The sequence below is a fragment of the Ornithinibacillus salinisoli genome, assembly GCF_042684965.1.
In the GTDB taxonomy this organism is placed as follows: Bacteria; Bacillota; Bacilli; order Bacillales; family Amphibacillaceae; genus Ornithinibacillus; species Ornithinibacillus salinisoli.
In genome coordinates this window covers 329,477-348,239 of record NZ_JBHUMI010000017.1, presented here as the reverse complement: position 1 = coordinate 348,239, position 18,763 = coordinate 329,477, and the positions used below count along the sequence as shown (strand labels likewise).

Annotated in this window: 20 protein-coding genes and 1 riboswitch; of the genes, 8 read left to right on the top strand and 12 right to left on the bottom strand. The window is 35.4% G+C overall.

Annotated features, from left to right (window positions below; translation table 11 throughout):
* Positions 1–14: 14 nt before the first annotated feature.
* Complete coding sequence (locus tag ACFSTA_RS15710; protein WP_377557745.1) at positions 15–371, bottom strand: arsenate reductase family protein; 357 nt, start codon at positions 369–371, stop codon at positions 15–17.
* A gap of 137 nt (positions 372–508) precedes the next feature.
* Between ACFSTA_RS15710 and ACFSTA_RS15705 the strand changes: the two genes are divergently transcribed.
* A complete protein-coding gene (locus tag ACFSTA_RS15705; RefSeq protein ID WP_377557744.1) occupies positions 509–1,072 on the top strand; it encodes a VanZ family protein in 564 nt (187 codons plus the stop codon).
* 42 nt (positions 1,073–1,114) lie between these two features.
* Here the strand turns inward: ACFSTA_RS15705 and ACFSTA_RS15700 are convergent, their stop codons facing one another.
* The 4 genes from ACFSTA_RS15700 to ACFSTA_RS15685 all read right to left on the bottom strand — a co-directional run bounded on the left by ACFSTA_RS15700 (position 1,115) and on the right by ACFSTA_RS15685 (position 6,947).
* Entirely contained in the window at positions 1,115–2,899 is a 1,785-nt protein-coding gene (locus tag ACFSTA_RS15700; RefSeq protein WP_377557743.1) for an acyl-CoA dehydrogenase family protein, read from the bottom strand.
* 72 nt (positions 2,900–2,971) lie between these two features.
* Positions 2,972–4,147 (bottom strand): acetyl-CoA C-acetyltransferase, encoded by a 1,176-nt coding sequence (locus tag ACFSTA_RS15695; protein ID WP_377557742.1) that lies wholly within the window; start codon positions 4,145–4,147, stop codon positions 2,972–2,974.
* Positions 4,148–4,165: 18 nt separating this feature from the next.
* Positions 4,166–6,565, bottom strand: a complete 2,400-nt coding sequence (locus ACFSTA_RS15690; RefSeq protein WP_377557741.1) for a 3-hydroxyacyl-CoA dehydrogenase/enoyl-CoA hydratase family protein — start codon at positions 6,563–6,565, stop codon at positions 4,166–4,168.
* Between the two features lie 208 nt (positions 6,566–6,773).
* Complete coding sequence (locus ACFSTA_RS15685) at positions 6,774–6,947, bottom strand: PCYCGC motif-containing (lipo)protein (protein WP_377557740.1); 174 nt, start codon at positions 6,945–6,947, stop codon at positions 6,774–6,776.
* Between the two features lie 191 nt (positions 6,948–7,138).
* Between ACFSTA_RS15685 and ACFSTA_RS15680 the strand changes: the two genes are divergently transcribed.
* From ACFSTA_RS15680 to crcB (ACFSTA_RS15655), 6 genes are read left to right on the top strand one after another with little or no spacing between them, the layout of a single operon-like run.
* Positions 7,139–8,089 (top strand): metal ABC transporter solute-binding protein, Zn/Mn family, encoded by a 951-nt coding sequence (locus ACFSTA_RS15680; RefSeq protein WP_377557739.1) that lies wholly within the window; start codon positions 7,139–7,141, stop codon positions 8,087–8,089.
* Between the two features lie 20 nt (positions 8,090–8,109).
* Positions 8,110–8,865, top strand: a complete 756-nt coding sequence (locus tag ACFSTA_RS15675; RefSeq protein ID WP_377557738.1) for a metal ABC transporter ATP-binding protein — start codon at positions 8,110–8,112, stop codon at positions 8,863–8,865.
* A gap of 18 nt (positions 8,866–8,883) precedes the next feature.
* The gene (locus ACFSTA_RS15670; protein ID WP_377557737.1) at positions 8,884–9,723 is read left to right on the top strand and encodes a metal ABC transporter permease; all 840 of its coding nucleotides are present in this window, start codon (positions 8,884–8,886) and stop codon (positions 9,721–9,723) included.
* Between the two features lie 10 nt (positions 9,724–9,733).
* Complete coding sequence (locus tag ACFSTA_RS15665; RefSeq protein WP_377557736.1) at positions 9,734–10,147, top strand: Fur family transcriptional regulator; 414 nt, start codon at positions 9,734–9,736, stop codon at positions 10,145–10,147.
* Positions 10,144–10,530, top strand: coding sequence for a fluoride efflux transporter CrcB (crcB, locus tag ACFSTA_RS15660; RefSeq protein ID WP_377557735.1), 387 nt, complete (start codon positions 10,144–10,146; stop codon positions 10,528–10,530). Before ACFSTA_RS15665 ends, crcB (ACFSTA_RS15660) begins: the two co-directional genes overlap by 4 nt.
* Positions 10,527–10,871, top strand: coding sequence for a fluoride efflux transporter CrcB (gene crcB / locus ACFSTA_RS15655; protein ID WP_377557734.1), 345 nt, complete (start codon positions 10,527–10,529; stop codon positions 10,869–10,871). Before crcB (ACFSTA_RS15660) ends, crcB (ACFSTA_RS15655) begins: the two co-directional genes overlap by 4 nt.
* On the opposite strand, the gene ACFSTA_RS15650 is transcribed toward crcB (ACFSTA_RS15655), so the two are convergent.
* From ACFSTA_RS15650 to ACFSTA_RS15620, 7 genes are all read right to left on the bottom strand, one after another.
* Positions 10,866–11,180 (bottom strand): DMT family transporter, encoded by a 315-nt coding sequence (locus ACFSTA_RS15650; protein WP_377557732.1) that lies wholly within the window; start codon positions 11,178–11,180, stop codon positions 10,866–10,868. The genes crcB (ACFSTA_RS15655) and ACFSTA_RS15650 overlap by 6 nt on opposite strands.
* Before the next feature lie 5 nt (positions 11,181–11,185).
* Positions 11,186–11,515 carry a DMT family transporter gene (locus ACFSTA_RS15645; RefSeq protein ID WP_377557731.1) on the bottom strand — a complete coding sequence of 110 codons (330 nt, stop codon included), beginning with the start codon at positions 11,513–11,515 and terminating at the stop codon, positions 11,186–11,188.
* Positions 11,516–11,658: 143 nt separating this feature from the next.
* Positions 11,659–11,748: riboswitch (guanidine-I (ykkC/yxkD leader) on the bottom strand.
* A gap of 145 nt (positions 11,749–11,893) precedes the next feature.
* Positions 11,894–13,081 (bottom strand): hypothetical protein, encoded by a 1,188-nt coding sequence (locus ACFSTA_RS15640; protein ID WP_377557730.1) that lies wholly within the window; start codon positions 13,079–13,081, stop codon positions 11,894–11,896.
* 86 nt (positions 13,082–13,167) lie between these two features.
* On the bottom strand, positions 13,168–14,355 hold the full coding sequence (locus tag ACFSTA_RS15635; RefSeq protein ID WP_377557729.1) for a hypothetical protein: 1,188 nt from the start codon (positions 14,353–14,355) through the stop codon (positions 13,168–13,170).
* Positions 14,345–15,562, bottom strand: a complete 1,218-nt coding sequence (locus ACFSTA_RS15630) for a DUF58 domain-containing protein (protein WP_377557728.1) — start codon at positions 15,560–15,562, stop codon at positions 14,345–14,347. Before ACFSTA_RS15630 ends, ACFSTA_RS15635 begins: the two co-directional genes overlap by 11 nt.
* Positions 15,559–16,503 carry an AAA family ATPase gene (locus tag ACFSTA_RS15625; protein ID WP_377557727.1) on the bottom strand — a complete coding sequence of 315 codons (945 nt, stop codon included), beginning with the start codon at positions 16,501–16,503 and terminating at the stop codon, positions 15,559–15,561. Before ACFSTA_RS15625 ends, ACFSTA_RS15630 begins: the two co-directional genes overlap by 4 nt.
* 85 nt (positions 16,504–16,588) lie before the next feature.
* Positions 16,589–17,809 (bottom strand): MFS transporter, encoded by a 1,221-nt coding sequence (locus ACFSTA_RS15620; RefSeq protein WP_377557726.1) that lies wholly within the window; start codon positions 17,807–17,809, stop codon positions 16,589–16,591.
* Positions 17,810–17,980: 171 nt separating this feature from the next.
* Here ACFSTA_RS15620 and ACFSTA_RS15615 point away from each other — a divergent pair, with 171 nt between their 5' ends.
* Complete coding sequence (locus ACFSTA_RS15615) at positions 17,981–18,571, top strand: YitT family protein (protein ID WP_377557725.1); 591 nt, start codon at positions 17,981–17,983, stop codon at positions 18,569–18,571.
* Positions 18,572–18,763: the final 192 nt, after the last annotated feature.

Genomic DNA, 18,763 nt, shown 5'->3' with positions numbered 1-18,763 from the left:
GTATTTCATCTTACTTATGACCAATTTTGTTCAAACTGATCTACTTTAAAACCAACTGTTACTTTCTCACCGTCAGTCACGATTGGTCGCTTTATTAACATCCCATCAGAAGCCAATATTTCTGCCATTTGTTCCGTAGAAGCATCTTTAATTTTTTCTTTTATATTTAATTCACGATATTTCTTTCCACTCGTATTAAAAAACTTTTTTGCTGGTAAACCACTTTTTTCAATTAAGTTTAGAATTTCATCTTTAGTTGGTGTTTCTTCCACAATATGTATGCTATTATACCCAACGTTATGCTCATCAAACCATTTCTTCGCATTTTTACACGTTCCACAATTTGGGTACCAATAAAATGTTAATGCCATAATATCTACCTCCTATAACTTGTATTTTACCATGTTTGAAGCCAATTTTGACAATAAAAAATGTTGCCTTGCTCGTGTAAATAGTCAAAATAATATATACTATGAAGTAGAATTCTTTATCTCTAAAGGAGTATATAATGCAATACATAAATGGTTTTCCAGTACTTATTATCATCCTATCCCTTACTTTTTATCTGCCCATACGCTATATCATTGTAAAAAGAAAGGAACATAGGGTTAACTATTATAAAGAAATAGTCTATATTCTATTAATCGCCTATGGAGAAAGCGTAGTGTACTTAACGGTGTTTCCATCACCTGGTGCTAATCCAAGTGGTGAGGTATCGGTGAATCTTATACCTTTTCAGACAATTAATAGATATTTTGCTTTCCAAGGAAATGCAGCTATACCAATCATAAATTTACTTGGAAATGTAGTCGTCTTCATTCCTATCGGGTTATTTGCCGTATTCTTAAACAAAAAACTTTCCTTTATGGGAGCATTTCTGATCGGCTTCTCCTGTTCGTTATCAATTGAAATAACCCAGCTAATTCTATCATTTCTTAAAATACTATCCAGAAGTTTTGATATTGATGATATAATCTTGAATACACTTGGCGTATTATTAGGGTTTATCATCATAAAATTAATATTATCCCTAAACAATTTGATAAGAAATGTTCCACTAATTAAAAAGTAAAAATCCCCTCTGATTATTACAGAGAGGATTTTTTAGGAATTATTATACTACATATTTTTCTTCATCAATAATCTTCGCAGCGATTTCACGCTTCTTGGCAATAACGTTTGTAGGTGTATGACGTGTTAGTTTACGTAATGACGAAAGCATCATACGAAGCGTATCTCCTTCTTCCACCGCGATTAATGTTTCTTTTGCGTCTGCTTCAAGGCGATTAAATGCTTCTTGCACGTAAACTTGAGTATAAAGTAACTTTTGATTATTCTTATCTAAACCAGATTTATTAATTGCCTTCTCTGTACGTAAAATTACGGACTCCATATTATATACTTCAGCAACCATATCAGCTAAGTTTACTAAGATTTCCTGTTCTTTTTCAAGCTTCTGCATGAATTTTTGCGCTGCTAGACCTGCGCCAAGCAATACCATTTTCTTTGCATTTCTTAACAAGTATTTTTCTTGCTCTAAAGGTTCTGTACCAACTTCTTCCGGCATCATCATCATTAACTCTTCTTGCAACCCTTGTGCTTTTTGAAGTAATGGAAGCTCACCTTTCATAGCTTTCTTTAGAAGTGTACCTGGTACTAACAGGCGGTTTATTTCGTTTGTTCCTTCAAAAATACGGTTGATACGTGAGTCACGATACATGCGTTCTACTTCATATTCCTGCATGAATCCATACCCACCATGTAACTGTACGGCTTCATCTGCAACATAGTCTAAGCATTCTGTTGCAGTATATTTGTTTATGGAACATTCAATTGCATATTCTGCAATTGCTTTGGCAACTTCTTGACCATCAGCAAGCTGCTCATCTGTCATTGATCCCATACGTTGTTCAAACAGACCAACTGTACGGTAAACCGCACTTTCATTGGCATATGTTCTTGCTGCCATCGTTGCTAATTTTTCCTTAGTAAGGCTAAAACTTGAAATAGCAGTACCGAACTGTTTACGCTCATTGACGTATTTGGTTGCCAATTCTATTCCACGCTTCGAACCACCAACACCACCGATTGCTAACTTATAACGACCAACATTTAGGATGTTAAATGCAATTCGGTGTCCTTTTCCTTTTTCACCTAATAAATTTTCCACAGGTACTTCTGCATCTTCTAAGATTAATGTACGAGTAGAAGAGCTTTTGATACCCATTTTCTTTTCTTCTGGTCCAGTAGAAACACCTGGAAATTCACGCTCTACTATGAATGCCGAAAAATGCTCTCCATCAATTTTGGCATATACAACGAAAACATCAGCAAATGCAGAGTTTGTAATCCACTGCTTTTCTCCATTTAAAATAAAATGCGTTCCAGCTTCATTTAATTTGGCAGTAGTTTTCGCACCTAGAGCATCAGATCCAGAGCCAGGCTCTGTTAAAGCATAAGCTGCTAATAACTCACCAGAAGCTAGTTTAGGCAAGTACTTCGCTTTTTGTTCTTCATTTCCGAAGAATACTATTGGTAAAGACCCAATTCCTACGTGTGCACCGTGTGTGACGGAGAATCCACCAGCACGGGAAAACTTTTCTGTTATTAATGATGAACTGATTTTATCTAAGCCAAGTCCACCATATTCTTCAGGTACATCGGCACCTAATAATCCTAACTCCCCTGCTTTTTTCAATAATTCTACGGAATGTTCAAATTCATGATTTTCTAATTTATCAACTAAAGGTAATACTTCACCGGCAACGAATTCCTCTGTTGTTTTTGCAATCATTTGATGTTCATCAGAAAAGTCTTCTGGTGTAATCACATCTTCACCATGTAATTCTTCAACTAGAAATGCGCCACCTTTAAAAATCTTTTCTTTCGTTTCGCTCATACTTTCTTCCTCCCTTTATGAAAAATGATTATCTAGAAACATTACGTATTACAATACTTATAGTTTCAAAGCTTACAAGAGTTCAAATACTCCTGCTGCACCCATTCCCCCACCAATACACATCGTAACAACTCCAAATTGGACATTCTGACGTTTCATTTCATGTGCAAGACTTAATGTAAGCTTGGTACCTGTCATACCAAGCGGATGCCCTAGAGCAATTGCTCCACCATTAACATTCACGATAGATGGATCTAAATCTAGTGCTTGAATTACTCTTACAGACTGAGATGCAAATGCTTCATTGAGCTCAAATAAACCAATATCGGAAACTTCTAAACCTGCTATTTTTAATGCTTTTGGTATTGCTTCAACTGGACCAACACCCATTATTTCTGGTTCCACACCTGCGACAGCAAATGAACGGAACTTTACTAATGGAATTAATCCTTCCGCTTCTGCTTTCTCACGTTCCATGACTAATACAGATGCAGCACCATCACTCATTTGTGATGAATTTCCTGCAGTAACAGATCCCTTTACATGAAATGCAGGGCGAAGCTTCGCAAGTGCTTCCATCGATGTTCCAGGACGCACTCCTTCATCCGTATCAAATATCACTGTTTTTTCTTCTACCTTATTGTTTTTACCTATTACTCGCTCTGTTACTTCTACTGGTACTATTTCATCTTTAAATTTACCTTCCTGAATTGCTTTAGCTGCACGTTCATGGCTTTGAACAGCAAAAGCGTCTTGATCTTCACGTGAGATTTGAAAACGATTTGCTACTTCTTCTGCTGTATGTCCCATCCCCATATAATACCCTGGTGCATCTTGAACTAGGGTTGGATTCGGTTTAATAACATGACCTGGCATCGGTACTAAACTCATCGATTCAGCGCCGCCAGCAATAATCGTGTCACTCGCACCTAGCATTATTCGTTCTGATGCATAGGCTATACTTTGTAAGCCAGAAGAACAGTAACGATTGATTGTAATTCCAGGTACATCGTTTCTTAATCCAGAAAGACCTGCAATGTTTCGAGCCATATTCATTCCTTGTTCCGCCTCCGGAATGGCACATCCGATAATTACGTCATCAATATTTCCATTATAATTCCCTGCACGTTTTAACGTTTCTTTTATCGTTAACGCTGCTAAATCATCTGGACGAGTATTTGCTAGCGTTCCTTTTTTGGCTCTTCCTACAGGGGTCCTTGCTCCTGCAACAATAACTGCTTCTTTCACATTTACTCCCCCTCTTGTTTAGTTACGTAAGGCTTTTCCTTTTATGAGCATGTGTTGCATTCTAGCCTGTGTTTTTGGTTCACCAATTAAACTTAAGAATGCCTCACGCTCTAAATCGAGCATTACTTGTTCATCAATTAACGTTCCTTCTTTAATACGACCACCTGATAAAACATATGCTAATTTCTCCGCAATTTTCACATCATGGTCAGATGCATAGCCACCAAATTGTAGTGTTTTTGCACCTAGAACCATTGCGGCATAACCTGCCTCACCAACTACTGGAATTTTTTCTCGTTTCGGAGCTTGATATCCATCCTTAGCTAATTCTAGTACTCTTTCTTTTGCATCATGGATAAGATGATCAGGATTCACACTTATACGATCATTGCGATCTAAAAATCCATTTTCTCTTGCTTCCGCAGCAGATGTTGATACTTTTGCCATTGCGACTTTTTCGAATACATCGTTGGCTACTTTCGTTAAATCAAAGTTAATACCCTTTGGTAAATTACGAAGTTCTTTTAGATAAAGTTCCTTCGTTCCACCACCACCAGGAATCAAACCAACACCAACTTCGACAAGCCCCATATACGTTTCTGCTGAAGCTTGTATTGCCGCGGCTGGAAGGGAAACCTCCGCACCTCCACCCAAAGTCATGTTAAATGGGGCAGTAACAACTGGTTTGTCAGCGTACTTAATATTCATCGCCATGTTTTGGAATTGACGTACAACCATGTCTAGCTCAAAGAAATTATCATCTTGAGCTTCCATTAGCATCATCGCAAGGTTTGCGCCCACACAGAAGTTCTTGCCTTGGTTACCTATCACAAGTCCTTCATAATTCTTGCCTACTTCCTCAATAGCAAAGTTAACCATTTGAATAATATCTAGACCAATCGCATTGCTTTGTGAATGGAATTCTAGTCCTGCGACGCCATCCCCTAAATCTATTAAACTAGCGCTGGTATTTTTCTTAATTACCCCATTTACATCTTTCAGACGCTTAAGATTTATTTCTTTTGGATTAAAGTCCTGTTGCTTATATTCTCCATTATCGTAGTAAAACACGTTCCCATCTTCTGTTTTATAAAAGGATTCATGCCCTTGTTCTAACAGGTTTAATACCCATTCTGGTACGATCTCCCCTTCTTCTTGCATACGTTCTACTGATTTTCGTAAGCCAATTGCATCCCATGTTTCAAAAGGGCCGATCTCCCAGCCAAACCCCCACTTCATTGCTTGATCAATGGATAAGATATCATCAGCTATCTCACCAGTTAACTCGGCTGAATAGAGTAACGCTGGTTTTATGATAGACCAAATCAAGTCTCCTGCTCGATCCCCTTTGGCGGATACAAGCGCTTTCAATTTTCTACGAGAACCTTTTTCTTGTTTCGCCATTTCTGTCGCAGCTGTTTTTAGCTTTTTTCGATCCTCATATTCCAATGTTTGCGGGTTTAATTCATAAATGGTACTGCCATCTTTCCCTTTTTTCTTAAGGAAAAATCCTTGACCACTTTTAGCACCCAACCAGCCATTTTCTTGCATTTTCAGCATAAAATCAGGTACATCAAAGACTTTCTTCTCTTCCCCTTCTACTTGACCATAGACATTTTTTGCTACATGAATAAATGTGTCTAGGCCAACAACATCTAATGTTCGAAATGTAGCACTCTTTGGTCGGCCAATCATAGGACCTGTCACAGAATCAACTTCCCCAACACTATAACCGCCTTCAACCATTTCTCTTAATGTCACTAGCAAACCATACGTTCCGATACGGTTAGCGATAAAGTTAGGTGTATCTTTTGCTTCCACAACACCCTTACCTAGAACATTTTCACCAAACGTTTTAACAAAGTCTAATACCTCTGGGGCTGTATCCTTAGTTGGTATCACTTCAAGTAGCTTTAAGTACCGTGGCGGATTGAAAAAATGTGTCCCTAGAAAATGTTTACGAAAATCTTCGGAACAATCCTCCGACATTTCTTCTACTGATATTCCTGATGTATTAGAGCTTACGATTGCACCTTGTTTTCGGTATTTGTCAACATTAGCAAATACTGATTTCTTAATCGATAATTTCTCAACTACAACCTCAATGATCCAATCTACTTCTGCCAATTTCTCCATATCGTCATCCATATTTCCAACCTCAATTAAATCGAGGCTTTCCTTCGTTGTAATTGGAGATGGCTTTTGTTTAAGTAATGCAAGTTTACTTTGTGTAGCGATACGATTACGCACTACCTTATCATCAAGTGTTAACCCTTTTTGTTCTTCATCCTTGGTTAGCTCACGCGGCACAATATCAAGCATAATTGTTGGTATTCCTACGTTAGCTAAGTGAGCGGCAATTCCAGATCCCATTACACCGGAACCCAATACCGCAGCACGCTTGATTGTTCGCTTCATATTTTATCCCCCAATCAGTTTTTGAATGAATACTCATTCATTTTTTGCTAAAAAATAAAAGACAGTTCCTATCCGTCCATCTATACTCTACTATAAAATATATTCTAATATTTCGCAATAAAAATAAATTATATTTTTTTGAAATTTTGGATACAAAAGAAGCGAAACCTTGGCAATCACTTCTTTTGTATCTTGAACACACGATATTCTATTCCCCTTTAGGCATTGGAGTTGGCGTTGGTCCAACACCACTTCCACTATAAGTCTTATCAATAAAGTTACGTATGTCTAGAAGCGATTCTCCAGCTTCATATTTTGCCACAGCGGTCTCCGCAATTTCAATACAAATATTACAACCAAAACCCATACTATCTAACTCCACGATTTCTCCTTTATTTACTTCCTATCATCTATGATATCGAATATGTTCTGATTAATGGTGGCAAATTAATGAACATTATAGTAAAACTAATTCTGTTATCAGCTTAATCGTAATCATTCTTATTTACAGATCGTAATCATTACGATAATATATATGATGAAATGAATTATATTCTGGAAAGGGTAACAACGATGAAAAACATAATGAGCGTTTTAATTATTTCTTTAATAGCAACACTTACTATCGGCTGTACATCAACAGATCAATCTCCAAATTCCGATGCAGACCTTACGATTTATACAACCATTTACCCTATACAATTCGCTGTGGAGCGTATTGGTGGTGAATCCGTTACTGTTAAAACAGTTTACCCACCAGGAGTTGATGCGCATACGTATGAGCCTACATCAAAAACAATGACGGAAGTAGCAAGAAGTGATGCATTTATTTACCTTGGAGCAGGGATGGAAGGATTTGCTGAAAATATGGCTAGTGCGCTTGCATCACAAGATATTTCAATCGTAGAACTTGGGACAGACGAAGATTTATTCCACTCGGAACTAGTGGAACATGATGAAACAGAACAAGAGAACGAAAATCATGAAGGTCATAGCCACAGTGATCACGATCCACATATTTGGCTCGACCCTTTACGCATGCTAGACATGTCCGAATTAGTACTAAATATATTATCTGATTTAAATCCTAATAAAGCATCTAAATACAAGGAGAACTTTACTACCTTGCAAAATGAATTAATAGAACTTGACGACCTATATCGTCAAACATTGCAACAGAAAACAAATAAAAAACTGCTTGTATCTCATGCAGCATTCGGATATTGGGAGGAACGTTATGGGTTAGAGCAACTATCTATCCACGGATTATCCTCTGGCAATGTACCGTCACAAAAGGAGTTAACGGAAATAATCGAAGAAGCAGAAGAAAACAATCTTGAATATATCATCTTTGAGCAAAATAGTTCCAATCGCGTGTCCGAAATCATTCAAGATCATCTTCATATGAAGGAACTGATCATTCATAATTTAGCAGTTTTAATGGAGAATGATATGGAATCGAATGAGGACTACTTATCTCTTATGGAACAGAATTTGGAAGTACTTGATAAAGCCACAAACTGACAGAAAGGAATAATAACGATATGACTGAACCTATCATTGCAATGAAAAAAATTGGTTACACATATGAACAAAAGCAAGTTCTAGATAATATCAACTTTGTCCTTCCTCGTGGGTCATTTATGGGGCTAATTGGTCCAAACGGTGGAGGGAAAACTACTTTAATCAAGCTTATTCTTGGGCTAATGAAGCCGGATCAAGGTTCGATAACACTATTTAATGAGCCGATTGAAAAATTTAAAGCATGGAATAAAATTGGATTTGTTTCCCAAAAATCAAATTCATTTAATAAAGGTTTTCCAGCTACTGTTTATGAAGTAGTTTCCATGGGTTTAACTGCGAAAGTAGGTTATTTCAAATTTTTCAATTCTAAGCATAAAGCAAAAATATTACATGCAATCGATCTTGTAGGTATGCGAGAATATACGTATGAGAATGTTGGGAATTTATCTGGTGGTCAACAACAACGAGTATTTATTGCTCGTGCCCTTGTAAGTGATCCAGAATTATTAATATTGGACGAACCTACTGTAGGTGTCGATTATGAAAATGTACAACGATTTTATGAGCTATTACATCAATTAAATACACAGCAACAAATTACTTTACTCTTAGTTACCCATGACACAGGAACGATGACAGAATACGCAACGAATATTGCTTGTTTAAACAAATCCCTTCATTTTCATGGCGATCCAAAAGAGTATCTTGCATTAACAGAAAACGATTTATCGAAAGTTTATGGTCACCCTGTAAATCTTGTTACACACGACCACTAATTCATTGGAGGATTAAACATGCTAGCTGATTTTTTGGAATTTGATTTTTTAAGGCATACCTTTTTAACAGGAATATTAATTGGTGTAATTGCACCGCTTCTAGGTACGTTTATTGTTGTTCGAAGACTTTCATTAATTGCAGATGCATTATCCCACGTTACTTTAGCAGGTATTGCATTTGGATTATTTCTCGAAAAAAAGTTTGCCATTGCTTTTATTACACCACTATATAGTGGTATGGCATTTTCGGTTATTGGATCTATTTTTATTGAAAAATTGCGCGGAGTTTATAAAGCGTATCAAGAAATTGCGATCCCCATTATTTTATCAGGTGGGGTGGGGTTAAGTGTTATATTTATTGCTTTGGCAGACGGGTTTAATACAGAATTATTTAATTATTTATTTGGATCAGTATCTGCGGTTAGTAAGAATGACTTTCTATCTATTTTAGGTATATCCATTTTTATTGCTATCATCATTACATTATTTTACAAAGAACTCTTCACTCTATCATTCGATGAAGAGCATGCAACCGTATCCGGGATACATGCAAAGCGCATACACTTCTTATTTATTATTTTAACTGCGTTGGTAATTGCAGCTTCGATCCGTATTGTTGGCGTACTTCTTGTGTCTGCATTAATGACTTTACCAGTGGCCGCAAGTATGCGATTAGCAAAAGGATTTAAGCAAATGATGTTTCTTTCTATTGTTTTTGGTGAGTTAGCTGTTATTATTGGATTAATAACAGGTTATTATTTAAGTATCCCACCAGGGGGTACGATTGTTATGGTTTCTATAGTTATATTATTGCTTTCCATTGGCTTAAAAAAATTTAGTTATCGAAAACAAAAGTGAGGGATAGACAATGAATATAGAAGAGGCAATCGAACTACTAAAAGAACAAGGTTATAAAACAACAGGAAAACGGAAAGATATTCTAAGTTTCTTTGCAGAAGCAGACGGATATCGAACTGCTAAAGACTTAATTCAGTATCTAGAAGAAACCTATGATGGGATAAGTTTTGATACTGTTTATCGAAACCTGCACCTCTACAATGAGGTTGGTATTTTAGAAACAACAGAACTAAATGGGGAAAAACTTTTTAGAATGAATTGTACCCACCACCATCATCACCATTTCATTTGCAAAGACTGCGGAAAAACGAAGGAGATTGAAGTTTGTCCAATGAATGAAGTGCAGAAAACATTAAAGAATTATACAATCGAAGACCATAAATTTGAAATCTATGGTCTCTGTCCAAACTGTCAATCAGCATGAACCCGAAATTAGTACTAGCAGTTGGATTAGGTGGTATGATTGGTGCAATCTCTAGATACAGTATTGCGTTATTTATTGCGGAAGAAACAGTATTTCCATATGCAACATTAATCACGAATTTAATTGGCTGTTTTCTATTAAGTTATCTTCTAAACCATTACGTAATTAAAGATGTACTGCCTCCACAATTATTTACTGCTCTTACTACAGGAGTAATTGGTTCGTTTACCACGTTTTCAACCTTCGCAGTGGAAACGATAACAACATGGCAGACTAGTATACTATTAGCTATAATTTATATGACAAGTAATATATTAGGTGGACTGGCACTTTGTTATGTTGGATTTAGAATAGCTCCTAGTAAAAGGAGGGCAACTTCATGAGTTTTTTATTTGTAGCAATAGGAGGATTTTTAGGTAGTATCCTCCGATTTTACATTGCTACGAAAACAAACAAGCATTTTGTAGGTACTTGGATTGCCAATATAACTGGTTCTACTATCCTTGGTTTTCTATTTTTCTTTTATCATGCAGAAGAGATCTCTGATGGATTTTGGCTTTTTGCGGGAGTCGGTTTTTGTGGTGCGTATACAACGTTCTCCACGTTTGGAAATGAAACCATTCAATTGCTAGTTGATAAAAAATACCGAACTGCCTTGTCTTATGTTGTTAGCTCCATTACAGTTTCCATCGGAGTGGTTGTTTTGACACTTACCTTGTTATGAGATTAACTTCAATCCAACCACTGCCGATAGAACCATACTAATAAAGAGAATTCTACGCCAATCCTTCGATTCACCATATACAAACATACCTACTAATGTACTCCCCACTGTTCCCATTCCAGTCCATACGGCATATGCAGTGCTCATTGGGATAGTATCCATTGCTAATGATAAAAATATAAAACTAACGATAAAACCACCAATTAAGAATCCTAAAGAAGTAATGCTTTTCTCCATATTAACTTTATTAAGACCGATAACTCCAATCACTTCTCCAACTCCAGCGATCAATAAATATATCCATTCCATATTTATCAGTCTCCTCCCTGATCCACAGTAACTGCTTTAAGTCCGATTACACCAATTAATAAAACTAAAATTAACAGGATTTTGACCATTTCAAATGGTTCACCAAAAAGAACCATTTCGGCTAAAACTGTACCGGCTGTCCCCATTCCTGTAAATACTACATATGTCGTACCAACCGGCAATCTCTTAGAAGCAGTAAGCAATAAATGCATACAGGCATAAATCGCTATTACGGTTAATCCCCAAGACCACCAATTATTTGCATGCTTCAATCCAACAACCCATCCTATTTCAAATAACCCTGCAGCAAAAACGAATAACCAAGCTTTATTCAAAATTAATCACCCCATCCATAAAGTGAAGATTCAATCAGTGGAGGGTTTTCTTTCATCCCCCACTGATTGTTAGTTGAACAGAATCAGACATTTACTGGCAGTTGCGGGATAAAAATACCCGAGAAGATATCAATTATCAGATATCCTCCCGGGCTTTTGTCCCTCCGTGTACACAATGTGCGTTCTCTCTCGGACCAGGCCATTTAAAATGCGGAACCCTAGAAAACTATTATTACACCTATTCTCTTCTACGTTAATTTCAATTTACCTTTACTCGAAAAATAATATTTCAACTCTAGTATATTAGCATTCATTCCAACATAACGAACTTTTTGATATACGTCAAGGTAAGATAGCTAATTTTTGTAGGGTTCAACATCAATGCCGTTCTGTTAAATCTTTAAATTTCACTTCCATATTTGTAACTTCAACTAGCAATTGCTCAACTTCCTTGTCACTAACATCTATATCACCATAACGAACTTTTTGATACACCTCTAAATTCACATCAAAGCCAATTCGTTGTAACCATTCCTCTATCGTCTCAAAAGGTTTCCTACCTTTTTGGAATTTGCCTGCTTGGTGCTCGAAGCGATAGATAACTTTTCGTGCAGGATGTTGGATTCTTTTAAGTTTTTTTCGATACTTTCTTTTTTGCGACTTTACATGTACTAGTTTTTCTTCTGATTTTTGATAGATATTATTGTCCTCATGTGTTTCTTTCTTAAATTTAAAACGCGTTCTAAAAAATCTAAGGATAAAAAAGGCTCCAAAACCAATAGCGATCGCTGTTAATCCAAAATAAATCATGGCAACCACAGGAATATTACTAATAGATTTTTTGAATTCAGGGTTTTCTAATTCTGATATTTGTTCCTCTTCTGTACCATAATCCACAAAATCATATAAATTAACATCAGGTAAGGGTTCAAGAATATTACTTAAACCTGAAGTTAGACCACTAGTAAAAAGTAAATACCCTTTTAAAAATGCATTTCGGATCACATCTGATAATAGAAAAAAAGATAAAGATACAAGAAAAATAATCCCTAAAAATCTATACCAAAAGCTTCGATTAAATGCTTTTTGGTCCGTTTTTTTAATTACCGCTACATGACTACTAATGTTTCCTATCACAACAAGTATCAGTTGAACAAAAACGAACATTAATACTTGGGTATCTTTTATTAAAACCACCAATCCAGTACCTAGGACAATTGTTAAGATTAGATAAAAGTTCTCCCGTTTGACATGCATTTCACTACGTATTGCTATGTATCTCCAAGTTAATAAGAAAGCAAAAACAACGCTTAAATGCAGCGGAAAACCAACTATACTTAATAGCAATACTATTATTGGGATAGTCACTATATATGGTGCATGATTCCAATCCAATTTAGCAAATAATGAAAAAGGAATACAGATACAACATATAACAGCTAAGTAAACCCAATAAGGAATACCTTCATAATGATGATATGTGGCTGGAAATAAAAGCAAAAAGATAATAATTGCTTCACTTATAAAGTGATAAGCGTGAGTAATTAATAAATGTTTATTTTCCATAGTCACCTAATCCTTTATCAGGAGATATTAGAGGAATTTATTAATGATCGCATCTGATGATCTTCACTAATGTTTTATTGCCAACATTAATTATCCAGTTTAGCTTCCATCTCTTTCATATGGACTTTTAAAGCTTTAACTTCCTCTTCACTAGCTTGTTTATCTCCATAGCGTACCTTTTGGTATACATTTATAGTTGTACCGACATTAATTCGAGCAAACCAATCTTCAATTGTTTCGAATGATCGTCTACCTTTATTCTGTTTTGATGCTTTTCTTTCAAATTGATAGACTAATTTTCTAATCGGATCACTTGGTTTAGTAAAATATTTACGAAACGGATTTCTTGAGTAAGTACCTTCTCCCGCTGTACTGGATAGATTCGAATAAGATACGGCACTGTTTTGCTCAGCTTGTTTTAGCTTTTGTTTAGATCGTTTTTTCCATAATATAATAATGAAAAACGTCACTATTGTAAGTAATAATATAGCGATAGCAAGTATTAGAAATATGGACATGCCTTCCACTACATTATATTCTTCAAGCTGGTTCCAATAGCCATCCCCATGCTTTGCTTCCTCTGTTGTTTGTTCAGGCCAATCTCGTTGATTCACTGTTAAAAAGCTTAAGATATCTGAAAAACCTTTAATAACTCCACCTATAGTGTTTAAAAAACCTTGGCCAACATTTAGTGCTAAATTACGAGCAGCTTCAAAAATAAAGAAAAATACTGCTGCTCCAGCTGCTAATATCCCTATAAAATATAGAGGTAATTTAAAATCAATCTGTTTTCTATCATCTTTATTTACAACCACCAACTGACTAGTTATATATCCAAGAAATAAAATTACAAATTGTAAAAATGGATAAAACATGATGAAACTATCACGAACTAATATACTTAGAATGGCAGTGAGTAGTAGCGTAAATAATATATATATATTCTCTCTACTAATTAATTCTTCCTTTCGAATATCTATATACCGCCATACAAATAAAAGAGAAAATAATACAGTGAAAATCATAGGGTAATCCAACATATTAAAAATAATAAATAATAAAGGAGCTATTACGATATACCATATATTTCGAGTGGTATATTGTGTAATAAATGTAAACAATATACAAGCAACAATACTGATGACTAAATAACTCCCATATGGAACAAACATAAAGCGAAAGTAAAAGAATGGTAAAGCTATGAGAAACATAATTATTACTTCACAAAGGAAGTGATATGCATACGTAATCGAAGCAGATAGATTAGGTTGCATACGTCATTTTCTCCTTTCTCAAAGGTCTAACCACTGCACCATCCTTTGTACCAGTTATTTGAAATACAGTGTTTTGAGTTTGTTTCCAAGTGCTTATCATTTCCATTGCTCCAGTTGGCACATCTCCTATAATAATAACCGTCTTCGGTTTTATGAATTGTTTACCCAAACGGTATAACATTTGGTTGAACGGCAGAATCATAGATTGTTTATGAATTCTAGCAAGCATTTCTAAGGTGTGAGCAAAATGAGTTTTTCCTTCTCCCTCTGGTAAATAAACATATGGAACTTTACCAGGTCTACGTGAATTAATATAAATTTCATATGGTACACCTGTTTTCGTCGCATATTCACTTAAATAAGCTGTATAACTTAATAGATTTTCTAAATTCTTACTAAAACTAGACATATTTAAATCATTTTCGGTACCTAGATTTACGATGAATACATATGACATATCTACAACTCTTTCGTAGACATTTGTTTGCATCTTTTGTGATTTTACGGAAGCATTCCAATTAATCCTATGAAAAGGATCACTATAACTATAATCCCTTGTTCCTAAAGGACTTTGAATATCTTCAAATGGTGAAAAATTTGCTCTACCCTCTCCTGGGATCATATGAAATATTGCTTCTACACCATGTACTGGTAGTAACTTTGGATATACAATAAACTCTGTTTGATATAATCGTCTATAAACTAACGTTACTAAATTAAAGTTTAGTAAATGCGGAAAATCAAATTTCACATTACTAACTTTGGAAACACCTCGCTGTTCTGCAACAACTGGAAATTCAATGATAGTATTTCTTTTCTGTAATACAGATAAAGGAATCTTTAACTGCTTCCAATAATCCCCTTTGTCTTCTACAAGCGTATATGCTTTAATAGATGGACCTAATTGAACTTTAAAACTTCCGTTAACCATCGGAAAAGTAGAATAATTCTTAAGTTGAAAGCGTAAATTCGCTTCTTCTCCTGGAAAAAGTCTAACGGTTTTAGATATGTTTTCTAATTCTAATTTCCTCCCAAGTCCACGATCATAAATTTTATAGACTACTAAATACGCTGCAAATATACCTACTCCAATAAAAGCTACAGGAGTTCTAAAAATAACCCCAATTAAAAAGAATACAATCAAAGCGATTAGGATGTAATCAGAACTCCTGGAATGCTCTGAATTCACTTCTTTTTTCCACGTCATTTGCTAACTGCCCCTTCTTCAACTGGCACAGGTACAGCTTTCATTATTTCATCCACAACTTGTTGTGCGGTTTTCTTAATAGAACCTTCCATCGTTAGAATTAAGCGGTGTTCAAACACATATGGTGCTAACTGCTTAATATCCTCTGGAGTTACAAAATCTCTTCCTTGCAAGTATGCACGAGCCTGAGCTGCACGCATTAACGCAAGCATTCCTCGTGGACTTATTCCTAATTCCACTTCACTATGTTCTCTTGACTGATGTATTAGTCCTAATAAGTAATCGGAAACTACATCTGAAATAGAAACCTGTTTTATTTGTTGTTGAAATTCTCTAATATCATCCAACGTAAGGGAAGCATAAATTTCATTGTACGGATCACTTGTCCGATAGGTATGTAATATTTTCTTTTCTTCTTCTTTTGCAGGATAACCTAAATCAATTTTGAATAAGAAACGGTCTAATTGGGCCTCCGGTAGTGGAAATGTACCATAATTGCTTTCCACTGGATTTTGTGTTGCAAGGACAATAAATGGAGGCTCTACTTTAATTGTTTCTCCGTCGATAGTCGATTGATATTCTTCCATAACCTCCAGTAAACTCGACTGGGTTTTAGGTGTTGCTCTATTAATTTCATCTGCTAATAATACATTTGAAACTACTGGTCCAATACGCAATTCAAATTCTTGGGTTTTTGGATTAAAAAAGCGAATACCGGTAACATCACTAGGTAAAACATCCGGAGTGAACTGGACACGATTAAAGTTACCATCTATTACTTTTGCAAAACTCTTTGCCAATTTTGTCTTACCGGTACCTGGTACACTTTCAAGTAACACATGACCTTGTGAAAGTAAGGCAATAAAGAGCAGATCTACTACTTCCTCTTTACCATAAATGACTTGATTTAATGTCTCTTTTGCTTGAACTATTTTCTCCATTTTTCAATAACCCCCACAATAGCATTTATTTACAAAAATTAGATAATTTATTTTATTGTAACACTTTTCCATACGTAAATAGTAGTTATTCTGTTTCATTAAAATACATTTTTTTACTAGGAAGTCGTACCAGAACAGTTAAAATAGTAGCTATTATCAACATACCAATTGCTAATGAAACGATGGTGACACGTAAAGGAATGATATCAGCAACTGCCCCTACTAACAGTACAAACACCACTTGCATAAAGCTTTGTATTAGTTGAAACATACTAGTAACTCTACCCATAATGTTAGTAGATACATTATTTTGATAAAATGTTGTGATACCAGCGTTCAAAAAAGCATTAAAGAAGCCTAAAATAATAAAGCCAATCGTTATGGAGATAAAAGACCATGAAACAGAATATAGAATATAACCAATCGTCTCCATTACAATACCGATAGCAATCATGGATCGTAATGACAAACGTTGAGCAAATAGTGAAACAATAACGCCTCCTGAAATAGCACCAATACCGGTAATACTAATCAATAGACTGTAATCCATTTCTGATAGCCCTACAACTTTTTGGGTAAAAACAACCTCTTGTGCATCCATCGCAAAGCTAAAAATTACCGTGGCTACAAATGCACCATAAACAATTACAATATATTTTCTTTCCTTAAAATAGTTAATCACTACATACCAATCGGATTTTACTTGTTCTACTGTCAATCGAGGGATGTCACTCCTAACCAGTTCTTCTTTTTCCGGTAAAAGATAAAGTAGCAAGGCCGAAATAATAAAAGAAATAGCATTAATATAAATTGCGATGTGTACAGAACCAATAAGAATTAACGCCCCACCAATAGCAGGTCCAACTATGAAAGCACCAGAAATAGTTAATGATTGAATAGCATTATAACGTTTTCGAAGGTCTTTCGGAACTAGTTGTGTAATATAAGTCATGGAAGCTGGAGTAAAGAAGGATTTTGCTGCACTTATACCGATTAATACAACATAAATTAGCCAAATACTTGGCAAAAAAGGGATACTGAACACGAATATTGCCCTTATCATATCAGTGCCAATCATAATCAGTCGTTTACTACGATAATCGATAAAACTACCTGTCCAAAACTTTGTTAAAACATTTACTGCTGGTCCAATAATCCACAACCCTGCAACAGCTGTAGCCGATCCGGTCATCTGATAAACAAGTATGTTGATAGCTACTAAGTAAATAAAATCTCCTATCCCAGAAATGCCTACAGAACTTAGTAGAATAATAGGGTCTTTCCATTTATTTAATTGATTCCCCATGTTGTCTCTCCTATTTTAATTGTAAAAAATCACGAAATACTTCTTTAGTTTAAACTATTTCGACTAAATTTTACAATTATTTAAATACCACATCAAAAGTTTTAAGCATGGAAACGAGGTAGATATCATAACAATGATAATAGAAACTAATGTGGACAAGGTGGCTACTTTGTGATTAAGAAAACTGCAGCAATATTAGGTGGAAGTATTTTAGTAGCAGCTGGAATAAATTTATTTATTATCCCAAATCACTTACTTGATGGTGGTATTGTTGGTATTGGTTTAATTGGTAAATATTTATTTGAGTTAAGACCGGGAATGACTATCATCCTACTCAGCATTCCTCTATATACCTTAGCTTTTTTTCATAATCGAGCTTTTTTTTACAATGGAATTCATGGATTGTTGGTTTCATCTTTTTTTATTGATCTTTTTTATCCATTATCATTTTGGGATGCACCGCCAATTCTTATCAGTTCACTACTCGCAGGAATTCTAGTAGGGTTAGGAATTGGGATTATGCTAACAGCAGATATTAGCTCGGGAGCTAGTGACCTGTTGGCATTGATGCTTGCGAAGATTACAAATATGAATGCCGGAATAATTATCTTTTTAATTGATTGCATGGTCCTACTTCTTGGTTATTTTACGGTTGAAGAAGTAACCATTCTGTATTCAGCCATTATGGTAACGGTAATTGGCATAACTACTTCTACCATACTATCCCTCTTCAAAAAGGATAGACATTCATATCGATTTTAAATAAGACTCTTCTAACTTTGATTGATTCAACTTTTATATAGACTGCGCAATAACGTAATTAGATGGGTCGGTTCAGAATAAAGTGCTGTTCGGTCGTTCATAGTAGCCAGAATACTTCGCTTTCCGTGGGCACGGCCTCAGCCTCCTCAGAAGAAAACCACTTCTTCCGGGGTCTTCGGACACGTGCTGTTC